At 68.0% G+C, this 11864-nt stretch carries 12 protein-coding genes and 1 pseudogene; 9 read left to right on the top strand and 4 right to left on the bottom strand.

The window, feature by feature from the left end:
- Positions 1-393: 393 nt before the first annotated feature.
- Positions 394-1623, top strand: a complete 1230-nt coding sequence (locus ACFVWD_RS41670) for a ricin-type beta-trefoil lectin domain protein (RefSeq protein WP_389603141.1) — start codon at positions 394-396, stop codon at positions 1621-1623.
- A gap of 301 nt (positions 1624-1924) precedes the next feature.
- On the opposite strand, the gene ACFVWD_RS41665 is transcribed toward ACFVWD_RS41670, so the two are convergent.
- Positions 1925-2197 carry a hypothetical protein gene (locus ACFVWD_RS41665; protein ID WP_389603140.1) on the bottom strand — a complete coding sequence of 91 codons (273 nt, stop codon included), beginning with the start codon at positions 2195-2197 and terminating at the stop codon, positions 1925-1927.
- A gap of 452 nt (positions 2198-2649) precedes the next feature.
- On the opposite strand from ACFVWD_RS41665, the gene ACFVWD_RS41660 reads away from it, so the two are divergent.
- The gene (locus ACFVWD_RS41660; RefSeq protein WP_389603139.1) at positions 2650-2880 is read left to right on the top strand and encodes a hypothetical protein; all 231 of its coding nucleotides are present in this window, start codon (positions 2650-2652) and stop codon (positions 2878-2880) included.
- Between the two features lie 461 nt (positions 2881-3341).
- Here ACFVWD_RS41660 and ACFVWD_RS41655 read toward each other — a convergent pair whose 3' ends face one another.
- On the bottom strand, positions 3342-4091 hold the full coding sequence (locus ACFVWD_RS41655; protein ID WP_389603138.1) for a TIGR02391 family protein: 750 nt from the start codon (positions 4089-4091) through the stop codon (positions 3342-3344).
- A gap of 329 nt (positions 4092-4420) precedes the next feature.
- On the bottom strand, positions 4421-5455 hold the full coding sequence (locus tag ACFVWD_RS41650; protein ID WP_389603137.1) for a DUF6215 domain-containing protein: 1035 nt from the start codon (positions 5453-5455) through the stop codon (positions 4421-4423).
- 235 nt (positions 5456-5690) lie between these two features.
- Between ACFVWD_RS41650 and ACFVWD_RS41645 the strand changes: the two genes are divergently transcribed.
- The 7 genes and pseudogenes from ACFVWD_RS41645 to ACFVWD_RS41615 all read left to right on the top strand — a co-directional run bounded on the left by ACFVWD_RS41645 (position 5691) and on the right by ACFVWD_RS41615 (position 9641).
- Complete coding sequence (locus ACFVWD_RS41645; RefSeq protein ID WP_389603136.1) at positions 5691-5855, top strand: hypothetical protein; 165 nt, start codon at positions 5691-5693, stop codon at positions 5853-5855.
- Positions 5852-6307: an AAA family ATPase gene (locus ACFVWD_RS41640; RefSeq protein ID WP_389603135.1), complete on the top strand. Its 456-nt coding sequence runs from the start codon at positions 5852-5854 to the stop codon at positions 6305-6307. The genes ACFVWD_RS41645 and ACFVWD_RS41640 overlap by 4 nt, the downstream gene beginning before the upstream one ends.
- 7 nt (positions 6308-6314) lie before the next feature.
- Positions 6315-6614: an AAA family ATPase gene (locus ACFVWD_RS41635; protein WP_389603134.1), complete on the top strand. Its 300-nt coding sequence runs from the start codon at positions 6315-6317 to the stop codon at positions 6612-6614.
- Positions 6511-7161 (top strand): annotated as a pseudogene (locus tag ACFVWD_RS41630) (tyrosine-type recombinase/integrase); the annotation flags it as partial. The gene ACFVWD_RS41635 and the pseudogene ACFVWD_RS41630, both read left to right, overlap by 104 nt.
- Before the next feature lie 386 nt (positions 7162-7547).
- Entirely contained in the window at positions 7548-7763 is a 216-nt protein-coding gene (locus tag ACFVWD_RS41625) for a DUF6243 family protein (protein WP_389603133.1), read from the top strand.
- 323 nt (positions 7764-8086) lie between these two features.
- Entirely contained in the window at positions 8087-8731 is a 645-nt protein-coding gene (locus tag ACFVWD_RS41620; RefSeq protein ID WP_389603132.1) for a hypothetical protein, read from the top strand.
- A 163-nt stretch (positions 8732-8894) separates the two neighbouring features.
- Positions 8895-9641: a phosphotransferase family protein gene (locus tag ACFVWD_RS41615; RefSeq protein WP_389603131.1), complete on the top strand. Its 747-nt coding sequence runs from the start codon at positions 8895-8897 to the stop codon at positions 9639-9641.
- 81 nt (positions 9642-9722) lie between these two features.
- On the opposite strand, the gene ACFVWD_RS41610 is transcribed toward ACFVWD_RS41615, so the two are convergent.
- A complete protein-coding gene (locus ACFVWD_RS41610) occupies positions 9723-10517 on the bottom strand; it encodes an IS5 family transposase (RefSeq protein ID WP_389603143.1) in 795 nt (264 codons plus the stop codon).
- Positions 10518-11864 lie beyond the last annotated feature (1347 nt).

Here is an 11864-nt window from a genome sequence, read left to right as displayed (position 1 = left end):
CGGCGTGCCGGGCACAGGCCCTCGTACTGGACGTACTTGGGTCTGTGCCCGGTGCGGCGAGAGGGCGTGCATGGCGTCGCGGGGCAGACGGGAATGTGACGACAGGGCCTAGTTGCCTCGCCGAATCGCAGGGCGGCCTTGGTACCGACGGCTGGGGTGAGGCAATCATGCGGGTGTGCCTCAAGGAGGTCGCCGTCACCGGGCATCGTTGACGGCGAATACGGCATGACGCATACGGCATGACGCACCCCACGCCGTCACCAGTTGGTTCACGCCTTCACCATTTGGTCCGTACCAAACTATTGACGCCCCCTTATCTCACTTCTTAAATCAAGAGGCGACGCACTCACCCCCCACCTCGCTCGGCGCACCCGTGCGCCGGAAGGGAGAGCCGTGGTCTCGCCACGATCGCTCCGCAGATGTCTCCTCGCCGCCCTCTCCGCGATGCTGGTCGCGACCGCCGCGATCGGCCCGGCACGGGCGGACACCCCGAGTGTCGGGGCCGCCGCCGTGACGTTCTCCGACACTTTCGACGGGCCCGCCGGAGCGGCCGTCGACTCCTCGAAGTGGCAGATCGAGACCGGCGACAACGTCAACAACCACGAGCGGCAGTACTACACGTCGGGCAACAAAAATGCGGCCCTGGACGGCCAGGGGCATCTGGTCATCACGGCCCGCCGGGAGAACCCGGCCAACTACCAGTGCTGGTACGGGACTTGCCAGTACACATCGGCCCGTCTGAACACCGCCGGGAAGTTCAACGCCCAGTACGGGCACGTCGAGGCCCGGATGAAGATCCCGCGCGGGCAGGGCATGTGGCCCGCGTTCTGGATGCTCGGCACACCGGTCAACTGGCCGGACTCGGGCGAGATCGACGTCATGGAGAACGTCGGCTACGAGCCCTCCACGGTCCACGGCACGATCCACGGCCCGGGCTACTCCGGCTCGGGCGGCATAGGCGCGGCCTACTCCCTGCCCGGCGGCCAGGCCTTCGCCGACGCCTTCCACACCTTCGCCGTGGACTGGGCTCCCGACTCGATCACCTGGTCGGTGGACGGGACCGTCTACCAGCGGCGCACACCCGCCGACCTGGGCGGCAAGACCTGGGTGTTCAACAAGCCGTTCTTCCTGATCCTGAACCTTGCAGTGGGCGGCTACTGGCCGGGCGACCCGGACAGCTCCACCGCCTTCCCGCAGCAACTGCTGGTGGACTCGGTGTCGGTGACCACGGGCGACACGGCCGCCGGCGTCGCGATCAGAGGGCTCGCCGGGAAGTGCGCGGACGTCGCCGCGGCGAACTCCGCCAACGGCACCCCCGTACAGCTCTACGACTGCAACGGCACCGCCGCCCAGCAGTGGACCGTCGGCTCGGACGGGACGATCCGCGCGCTCGGCAAGTGCCTCGACGTCACCGGCAACGGGACGGCGGACGGCTCGACGGTCCAGTTGTGGGACTGCACGGGTGGACCGAACCAGAAGTGGGCCGTCTCCTCGGCGAACGACATAGTGAACCCACAGGCGAACAAGTGCCTGGACGTGACGGGCAACAACTCGGCCAACGGCACCCGGCTGCAGATCTGGACCTGCTCGGGCGGCGCCAACCAGAAGTGGACGGTCGGCTGAGCCGCAGGCCCTGGGTCACACGGGGCGCTTCCTCCATACGTCCGCCCGCAGGGTGTGCCGGAGGTGTGTCGCGAACAGCGAGACACAACAAGAAAGAGCGGGAGCCGGCAAGTCCGACTCCCGCTCTTTCACATCGGCATCCGCCCTGGTCAGCCCTTGCTTTCTGCTGATCCCAGGCGAGTGCCCCGAAAGGGTCCTGCCCCCGTGCGGCGAGCGGAACGGCGGCCGGTCCTGCGGCGGACCGGCAACGAAGATCTACCTCGCCCGCGACGCCCGCGGTGGCGTATGTCGGCAGCGGCCGTCACGGGGGGTTGGCGGCCAATCGGCAGGCACCGTTCGCGGCGCCGCCCGGCGTGCCGACCTGGGTCAGGTCGCTCACACAACCCCGCAGGTCACCGTGCACACCTTGGGTGCACGCCACTCTGACGGCGTCTGAGACTTCGACGCCTGCTTGTTTGACCATGTTCGTGCAGGCCGGGATGTCCGCGTGGGCGGCGGGGGCGACGAGGGCCACGCCGCCGAGTGTGAGGGTCAAACCGGTGAGGACACCGGTGATACGGGCCGCCGTGTGCATGGGAGGCACCTGCTCTCCGGGGCTGGTCGGGGATTCGCGGATTCAAGGCGCCGAGCAGCGGACGCGCCCGGCGTACGACCGTGGCCTCGGGCCCCCACCCGTCGGCTCGGCAGGACTGCCCCTCCTCTGTTCGACGCTAGAACAATCCGCCGCCGCCCGCACGGCGGCCCGACGGCGGGACACTCCAAACCGCCTCATTCCGCTCGTCCGGACGGTCCCACCGGTGCGAGGCAAGCGCGCCGGCCCGGGCACCGCCCCGACGCTGTGCCCGGCGACCGCGGGTACGACCACGACCAGTACGCCGTCTCGCCTTGCTCCCTCGACGTGAAGCCGTTTGCTGGGCGCCCCCACGACCTGCGGCACGCGTGTACTACGCGGTGGCTGAACGCCGGGGTTCCGATCGCCGAGGTCGCCCGCCGGGTGGGTAACTCCAAGGTGAGCTCGGCGACGAGTTGCCCGGCGAGCTCGGCGATCTGCTCGCGCAGCCGTTCGACGGTCTCACGCACCAACTGCTGCCGGGCCTCGATCTTGTCCAGGACCTGTCTCACCGTCACCGCCCTCTCCCGCTCGCCTGGACCGCATCGCGCCAGGTCGGCGTGGCGGTGCGGGGGAGGCGGCGGAGCCTGACGTCGGTCATGGACCAGTGGATCACCGCCACCGAGCTGACCGGCCGGCTTTCGTAGTCCCGCACGAGTCTGCGGTGGGGCATGAGGGTGCCGAACGTCTGCTCCACCACCCATCTCTTCGGCTCATCTCATCGACGTCGAGCGCCGCACCGTCTGGATCGACCGCACCTCGACCAGCCACCCCAAGACCACCGACCACTAGACCGCAGCGCCCAGCCCCCAATCTCCGTGAGGCTCGACCTGCGGTCCAACCGGCGGCGACTGGAGTACCCATCCCGGGGGTCCGTGGCGCGGTGACGATGTTGCCGCGGCTGAGTGGCGGACGCGCGAGCGGAGCGGGCCTCGGCAGAGCTCACTGAAGGGCGGTCCACAACTGCCCCCGGCAGGATTCGAACCTGCGCGCAGGGCTTCGGAGGACATGCCAGGATGAGTTCGCACGGTGCCGCTGACCTGCGCGTACGCGGTATGAGGACGTCGCCGTGAAAGGGCTCTATCGCATACCGTGCGCAGTCCGAGGTCTAGGGCGCCGTCTCGACCATGCACTCGTCGATCCACCGCGCGATGACAGAGAACGTCGCCAGGTACTCCAGTGCTTCCTGCTGGGTCCAACTCACTTCGTCCTCATGCGCAGCGAGGTTCCGGATGGCCAGGAAGGCCCCGGCGGACGTGTATTTGGCGCCGTCCTGCCGAGCCTTCCAGGTTGGGGTGCTGCGGTCCCCACCGAAGCGCAGGCGGGGTTTTCCTTCGGTCGGTGCTTTCATGTCGAAGCTCTGCATGCACAGGTCGGTCTCGCCGATGTCATGGCGGTTCAGCTTCTGCTGGAGGCGACGATTGACCGTGCGGGCTGCCGTGAGGACGGCGTCCTGACGGGCCCCAGCTGCCCAGAGCTGTGCGGCCGGCTCCCATACCCAGGGGTGTAGGTCGTCAGCGGCGATCGAGGGCGAGGCAGGCCGCAGGAACGCTGCTATCTCTTCAGCCGACTGGGCCCGGCCGAGGGCTTGGACGGCGGCCTCCCGGGCTGTCCACCAGCGCTGACGCTGACTCCACTCGTCGGCAGCGTAGCCTCCGAGGTTGGGCACATAGGCACTTTCGATCAGCCGTGCCCGTACCTCCTCAAGCTCCAACTCTTGGGGTGCGTCAGTCGGGGTTACCCCTTCCCTCATGTTCGCGCTGTCCAGGTCGGACAGGTGCTGATTGACCCCGTCGAGGAACTTGGTGAGCGTCTCTATTGCGTATGCGTGGTCCACAACCGGATCGTAGGGCCGCACGTCATGGAGGGTGATCAGAAGAGAGTGATCGCGTCAGGAGCGATCAGGGCTGTGCCCTGTGGGGGAATGAAGTAGGAAGATCGAGAAAGCCATGGGCTGGGGAGAAGACGGCTAAGGCAAGCCCCGATTCCTTTCGGTCTCGGGGCTTACCCGCTGCTCAGACCTCCTCGCAGCAACAAGTCTGGCAGTGGGGCTTCTTCCTCGGCTTCACCGAAAAGGAAGTGCGCAGCCGACCGACCTGAAACCGAAACCCATCACACCGAAGAGCCATAATAAGAGCACCCCCGGCGCGACTGGACCGATCTTTTCGCCGAGATGTTTTCAGCGTCTCATCGGACAGGTCGTTCGGGGATCTTCGGAAGAACCTTCTCGGCGATGTCGAGGAGAGCGCTGTCGTTCGGGAGGGCTCCCGACGTGCTCCACACGGTGATTTCGCAGTAGCCGCCTCGGTCATTACGGTCCAGGGCCACGGACAGCGTTCTGGCCAGTGGGCCTTGTTCGACCGGTCCGCCGGATCCGCCACTTCCGAGATTGATCTCGAGCTTCATGGTGTGATCCGAGGAGAGGACCGCGGGCCGACCGAGAACCGTAAGCGTCTTGATGTCCCTCTCATCCCCGAACTTCATCAGCTTCACGTACTGGTCGGTCGACAGCTCGTTGTAAGTGGCCGAGACATTCACGGTGTACGTGTCGAACGTGACCTCGGCCTTCGGTTGGGCGACCTTCCCATCAGTCAGAGGAGCGGTGTTGTTGGTGCTGGAAACAGTGGTCGCGGTCTCTTCAGGCGTTCCAAGGAGCTTGGCCAGGTCTGGCCGGTTGAGCGCCTTGCACAGCTCTTCACCGGTCACGGGCTGGGGCGTGTCCTTGTAGGCCTTCGGAAGCTTTTCGTGTGACGCGCCCGAACACGAGGCGGGCTGCGGGGCGTTGTCGCCGGACGGCATGAAGCGTGGGGCCACCCACAGCGCGGCCGCGAGTGCCCCGAACACGGCCACGGCCGCGAAGGCCTGGCCCCATGCGTTGTGCTCCTCCTTCTTCTCCTTCTTCGGAGTGTCCGGGCCGGGACGCGGCCCGATTCCAGCCTGGGGCTGGGCCTGGGCCTGGCGCTGGGGCGGGGCGGCATCATCGACGGCCGCCCCGTTGGCGGAGGTTGCCGGACTCGGGTTCCGGCGTGCGCGCAGGGCCCGGATCACCGCGTGGACGCGTATTGCGGTGAACACGAGGAACACCACGCCGAGACCGGCGGCGACCCGATCGTGATCGCGGACGGCGAGATACATGATGCGTACGCCGAGAACGGACCCGACCGCGATGAGCAGGGGCTCGCGGACCCAGAACGGTAGGAGACGGAGGAGGAAACCGAGCATCCGGCGATCTCACCAGGACAAGATCACATTCGCCATGATGGAAGCCACAGTTCCGGGCACGTGCAGGGCCTGCCGAAGCAAGAGAGGCCAAGCCGACGATCCCGAGATCGGCTATCGGGACGACAGCGGGTGCAAGGGCTGAGTCAAAGCTGCCTGATGTTCTGGACCACTCCACTGCCCTGAGCCCGGACACCCACGGCACGCCCGTGACCCGCTGTCCGCTACCGGCCTTTGGGTGCCTGAAACCCACTCGCTGCTCACTCGGCTGAGCGAAGCCGACGTGACCGGCTGGCTCCTGACCGCCGCACTCGAAGTGGGGCAGGGCGAGCGCGAGGCACGGCGCACCATCGCCTCTGGGCTGCGGGCCGGAGCGCGGCTCCCCCGGACGGTCGCGGCATGAGCGCCAACCCCATCCCGCCCCTGCACCTGTATTCCGTCCCCAGCGACCCGGCATCGGCCCCGGCGCCACCGCCGAAGCGGGAGCGTCCGCGGACCGCGTGGACGGCGTATCAGCTCATGGCCGCGGACTTCCCCGAGCCGAAGTGGGCCGTGCCGGGCATCCTCGCCGCCGGCGTCAGCCTGCTCGCCGGACCGCCCAAGGTCGGCAAGTCCTGGCTGTCCCTCGGACTCGCCCTCGCGGCCGGCGGACAGGCCTTCGACTCCATGCCCGTCCAAGGCGGACCGGTGCTCTACCTCGCTTTGGAGGACACCCCGCGCCGTCTCCAGACTCGCATGGGCAAACTCCTGGGAAGCCAGCAGGCGCCCGCCGGGCTGACCCTCGTGACCGAGTGTCCGCCCTTCCCCCCCGGGCGGCACCGAAGCCATCGCGCAGTGGCTGGACCGCAACCCTGACGCCCGCATGGTCGTCATCGACGTGTTCGCCAAGATGCGCGGCCAAGCCCCACAGGGGGTGTCCGCGTATGACGCGGACTACGTCTCCGTCGGCTACGCGAAGCGGCTCGCGGACCACTACGGCATCGCCGTCGTGCTCGTGCACCACGTCCGCAAGCCAGACTCGGACGACTTCCTGACCGAGGTCTCCGGGACCAACGGCGTTGCTCACAGGCGTCTCCTACATCGGCTTGTGGGACCGCAACCGCGGGCGGCGCCTGGTGGCGTTCTACGCGGTCCTGTACTACGCGGGCCCCAGGCCCGCTGAGGCGGTCGGGCCGAGGCTCTCTGACTGCCACCTACCGGAGGCGGGTTGGGGCACACCGACGCTGCGGGAGACGCGCCCCGTCTCAGGCAAGCAATGGACCGACTCCGGGGAGCGGCATGACCGCCGCGGGCTGAAGGCACGCGAAGCCGACAACGACCGCCCTGTCCCGATCCCGCCCGTCCTGGTGGCCATCCTTCGGGCCCACCTGAAGGAATTCGGGACCGCCAAAGAAGGGCGCGTGTTCGGGAACGAGCGTGGGGGAGTCGTCGGCTCATCCACGTACTGGCGCGCGTGGGAGGAAGCGCGACCGTTCGCCCTCCCACCGGACCGCGTCGAGTCGCCTCTCGCCGGGCGCCCGTACGATCTGCGGCACGCGTGCGTCACGCGGTGGCTGAACGCGGGGGTGCCCATCGCTGAGGTGGCCCGGCGGGTCGGCAACTCCCCGGAAGTGATCCACCGTCGGTATCACGGCTGCATCGACGGCCACGAGGAGGCCGCCAACGCGGAGATTGCAAAGGCGCTGGAAGAGGAAGGCGACGTAGCCTAAAGGGTGTCCCGTAACGGCGGCGCGCAAGTGAGATGATCTCTCATGCCGACAGTGTGCTCGCGACCACTGACAACGCCCGCGGCGGCCCAGTAACGCCCATCCGGACCTGCCCGGGCGGGCGGCGACCACCGGCGGGTGCTGGCGGTGCTGAGATACCCGGAAGGAAACGGCTGACCCCGAGCGCTTGCCGAAGGCCCGGCCGACGCCGGGGCGGCGAAAAGGTTGGTGCGTGGGGCCGACGGAAGCGGGTAACGTCTTTGTCATGTTCTTCCAGACGCCGATTTACGAGTGAGAGCGTGATGGGCCCCTGCTGACGTCCTTCGACGTCGCCGCCCGTCCCCACCGATGAATCCGTAGATCACTTCAAATCATTACCGGGAGAACCCGTGACTGTGAGCAAGAACATCAACAACCCCGTGGGCATGGGCGGCGGCCAGCGCAAGAAGCTGTCCCGCGCCGAACGGCAGAACAACGGTCCGCACCGCAACCGCGACCGCCAGGGTGCAGCCGACCAGAAGGCGGAGCTGGTGCGCAAGATGCGCGAGAAGGCAGCCGCAGCTGAAGGCGCCGGGCAGGCGGGCGACGACACCACACAGAGCTGACGCACCGCCGCCGCAGGGCGGCACCGCACGGGGCAGGGCCCGGACCGCGACGCGCGGTCCGGGCCCTGCTGCCGTATCGGGGCTTTGCTGCCGTACCGGGCGCGATCGGTCCCGCTCAGCTCTCGGCCGACCACCCGCGTCTCACCTGACCACCCGGGGGCAGCCGCAGATTCGGCAGCCCCGTCACCGCCACCACCCCGAGCTGCACCAGCAGCTCAGCGCGTTCCCCGTGCCCAGCCCGGGCGACACCGCAGCCAAGGCCTGCCCCGCATCGTTGAGGCGGGCGGCTGAGAGGGCGAGGGCTCGCCGCCTACCCTCGTGTCATGCAGCTGCCTCGGGATCCGTCGAACGTCACGCATGTCCTTGTGGCAGCCTTTCCGGCGCGTCTTGCCGGTGACGTGCAGAGCGTCTTGGCGGTCATGCCGGATGCCAGGCTCGCGCCAGCGAAGTCATTCGAGGTTGTTGAGGTGCAGGGCGAGACCGTCGCCATCCCCTACCGGATCTACAACGAGGAGCCGGAGAGCGGCGGCTCGGAGCGGCCACTGACCGAAACCCAGCAGGTGATCTTGCATTGCCTGTACTCACGGCACAGTGATGGGAGGGTCCGCCAGCGCCACCTCGAAAAGATCACGGCGTCGAGCGAGCCATGGGTGGTCCCATTTGTGGTGCAGTTGGCCGGCGAGTACGTGCTGGAGATCCTTGACGCGATCGGCCTGGGTGTTCCCGGCCTCGCTGCCCCGGGGTCGGCTGACCGCAGGCTCTATGGCGAGTTCATCGAGCGCAATCCAGATTTCTTCGCACGCACGGAGCGACGCGTGGTGAGCTACTGGTCGTGCAACTACCGTTGGAAATATGAAGTGTTCGGGACGTATCCGGGGTCAGCGCTGATGGAGGCGTTCCGGGCCGCCGCGTCAGAACACGCCGGCGTGCAGTGGCCGCGGCACACACCGCCTCCGTCGGCGACATGATCGGCGGGTCCGCCTGAGGACTCCTGACAAAAGTGGTGGGCTTGACCTGGTCAGAGGTCGGTGTCGTGCACGAGGCCGCCGGGTAGCGGGACGCGGTCAGCCGCGTAGTCGCACGCGATAAACCTGGCGACGTCGGCGATCATCCCCGGGATACTGGTCGCCCATGGATGAGGTCAAGGTCGTCGTCGCCCATTCCGAGCGCGCGACTCTGCGCGTCGGTGACGTGTTCTTGAAGGTGGACGCCGATCAGGCGCGCATCGACGTCGAGGTCGAGGCGATGTCCCTCGCGCCGGTCCCGACCCCGGAGGTCCTGTGGCGCAAGCCGCCCGTGCTCGCGATCGCCGCGCTCCCGGGGACGACGCTCGGGCGCCTCGGCGGGCCGTCGACCGGGTCGCCGGCGGCGTGGGCCTCGGCGGGCTCCGCCATCCGGAAGCTGCACGAAGCGCCCCTGCCGCCCCTGCCGGGCCGGGCCGGCCGGAGCATCGTCGCGCTGGCGGCGGAACTCGACGACGAGTGCGAGTTGCTCGTGACGAACGGTGTCCTGCCCGCTGACCTGGTCACCCGCAACCGCCAGGTCGCCGAGGCCGCGCTCCGGCCGTGGACTCCGGCGTTCACGCACGGCGACCTGCAGATCGCGCACGTCTTCGTCGACGGCGGCGAGGTCACGGGCATCATCGACTGGTCCGAGGCGGGTCAGGGTGATGCCCTGTACGACCTCGCCACCTTCACGCTCGGACACGAGGAGCACCTCGACGACGTCGTGGCCGGCTATGGCACCGACATCGACCTCGACGTGATCCGCGCGTGGTGGTCGTTGCGAAGCCTGCTGGTGGTTCGCTGGCTGATCGAGCACGGCTTCGACCCGTTCGCGCCGGGCTGTGAGGTCGACGTGCTGAGATCCCGGATGTGAGGCTGCGCGGGCCCGACTGCTACGTATGCGTTCTGACGCATCGAGCAGGCCAGCCCCTGGGGCGATCGCCCGCACTTACTCTCAACAAAGTGCGGTGCGCAGTCGTCGCCAGCAGATGGCGGCGCAGCCAAGGGTGACGAACGCGTGGTGGATGTCGTCGCGGATCTCCCAGCGGATACGCAGGCGGCGGAACCAGTGCAGCAGCGCGATCGCTCCTTCCACGACCCCGCGGTACACGCCCAGGCCGGAGCCGTGCCCGGTGCCGCGCCGGGCGAGGTGCGGGGTGATCTGGAACCGGCGGACCTTGTCCCGGTAGACCTCGTGGTCGTAGCCGCGGTCGGCGTACAGGTGCTTGGGGCGGCGCAGTGGCTGGCCGCGCTTGCCGCGGATCGGCGGGACGGCCTGGATCAGCGGGATCAGTTGGGTGACGTCGTTGCGGTTGCCGCCGGTGGTGATTGCCACGAGCGGGATGCCGTGCGCCTCGACGATCAGGTGGTGCTTGCTGCCGGCCTTGCCCCGGTCCACCGGGGACGGACCGGTGGCCGGCCGGCCCTTCAGCGCGCGGATGAGGCTGGAGTCGACCGCTGCGCGGGAGAAGTCCAGCAGGTCTGCGGCCCGCAGCTCGGAGAGCAGCAGCTCGTGCAGGTGCTGCCAGACCCCGGCCTCGTTCCAGTCCCGCAGCCGTCGCCAGCAGGTCATCCCCGAGCCGAGGCCCAGCTCCTGGGGCAGAAACTCCCAGCGGATTCCGTTGCACAGCACGAACAGGATCCCGCACAGCACCTTGCGACTATCCAGACGCTGACGACCTGGACGCCGCGGACCACGTGGGACGACCGGCAGCAGCGGCTCGATGCGCGCCCACAACTCGTCGTCGATCTCCCACGGTCTGGCAGCGGTCTTCCTCGTCTTGACTGGCTCGCACCCCCTTCGGCCACCATCAACGAGAACTGACACACCGTCATTATCAGAGGTCCAGAAGCCTCTTTTCGTTGGGAGTTGTTAGTGTCCTGCGCCGGAAATTCGCACCATAAGCCGCCGAACCCCTTTGGTGCACCTAAGGTGCGGGACACTGGTTGAAGCATTCCCTCCGCAGTACCGTGGCGGGATGGGAGTGCTACTCGTGATCGCGATTGTGGCCATCGGCCTGTGGGCCTGGAGCAAGAGCGATCTGAAGAACAACCCAAGGCCAAAGCCGCGCCCGAGGACCACGGCGCGCCCGTCAACGCCGACGCCACCGCGCCCGTCGACCCCGCAGCCCCCTCCGGTCCAGTCGCCACCCCCTGCCCCCCTTCCCTCTCCTACCTATACCCCGCCGCCTCGGGACGCCAAGGCCGAGGAGGAGGCCGCCCGTGTTGCCAGGCAGCGCTTGCTCCGGAAGCGGCGGGACGACCGGATCCGGCGCGAGCAGGAGCAACGACGGCGCGCCAACGAGAACCACGACTAGCGTCCTGCGCCGGAAATTCGCGCCGACCTCTTCAACGAACTTGAGGTGCAGGACACTAGCGAGATGACTCAGAGGTAGCGGGCGGTCCTGATGGCAAGCCGCTTTCTGAGCCGCTTTCTGAGATTTCGGCAGGTTGCCTGAGAGCCCGCGCTGCGATGCGGACGAACTCCCCCCAGCACTCATGGAGTTGAGCGCGGCGCGTTCGAAATTCCTGCCTGTGCCCTTCCACAGGGCCTCCAGAAGGCAAGGCCGCTTCCCATCGCGTCAACGTCCCGTAGACGTGATCCATGAGACGGACGACTCGTTCGCCAACGACCCGCCCCTGTTCTGGCCCCCACGCCCCTAGGCCCTGTCGTCAAATTCCCGTCTGCCCCGCGACGCCATGCACGCACTCTCGCCGCACCGGGCACAGACCCAAGTACGTCCAGTACGAGGGCCTGTGCCCGGCACGCCGAGAGCACGCTCCCCCAAGCTCTCGACTCCGCTCGAGCAGGGGGGACCCCTATGACGCCGCGAGGCCCGCCCTCCGGGCGGACGACGGGAATGTGACGACAGGACCTAGGCGGAAGACAGCGCGCATGTAAGCGTCATGGGCGGTCATGTACTGGTCATGCAATGCCTCAGGTGGTGCGTCTCCGAGAGAGAGCTTTATCCCCGCCTGCCCTAGGGCACGATCGAGGGTTGCCAGTCGATCAAGCGCATCCATCAAGGTCAACATGCGTTGCTCTCGGGCCCAATGGCGGTGCTCGGCTAGTTCTTGACCTGCCACCTGAGCATGG

It is taken from the genome of Streptomyces sp. NPDC058086 (assembly GCF_042885015.1).
Classification (GTDB): Bacteria; Actinomycetota; Actinomycetes; order Streptomycetales; family Streptomycetaceae; genus Streptomyces.
Note: the sequence above shows the minus strand (reverse complement) of the source record. Positions and strands in the feature narration are given on the sequence as shown.

What these genes read in the sequence shown, in the direction of transcription:
- ACFVWD_RS41650 (WP_389603137.1), bottom strand. Translation starts at nt 5,455, where the DNA reads ATGCTCGGTTTCCTCCTCCGTCTCCTACCGTTCTGGGTCCGCGAGCCC.
- ACFVWD_RS41640 (WP_389603135.1), top strand. Translation starts at nt 5,852, where the DNA reads ATGAGCGCCAACCCCATCCCGCCCCTGCACCTGTATTCCGTCCCCAGC.
- ACFVWD_RS41635 (WP_389603134.1), top strand. Translation starts at nt 6,315, where the DNA reads ATGGTCGTCATCGACGTGTTCGCCAAGATGCGCGGCCAAGCCCCACAG.
- ACFVWD_RS41615 (WP_389603131.1), top strand. Translation starts at nt 8,895, where the DNA reads ATGGATGAGGTCAAGGTCGTCGTCGCCCATTCCGAGCGCGCGACTCTG.
- ACFVWD_RS41620 (WP_389603132.1), top strand. Translation starts at nt 8,087, where the DNA reads ATGCAGCTGCCTCGGGATCCGTCGAACGTCACGCATGTCCTTGTGGCA.
- ACFVWD_RS41665 (WP_389603140.1), bottom strand. Translation starts at nt 2,197, where the DNA reads ATGCACACGGCGGCCCGTATCACCGGTGTCCTCACCGGTTTGACCCTC.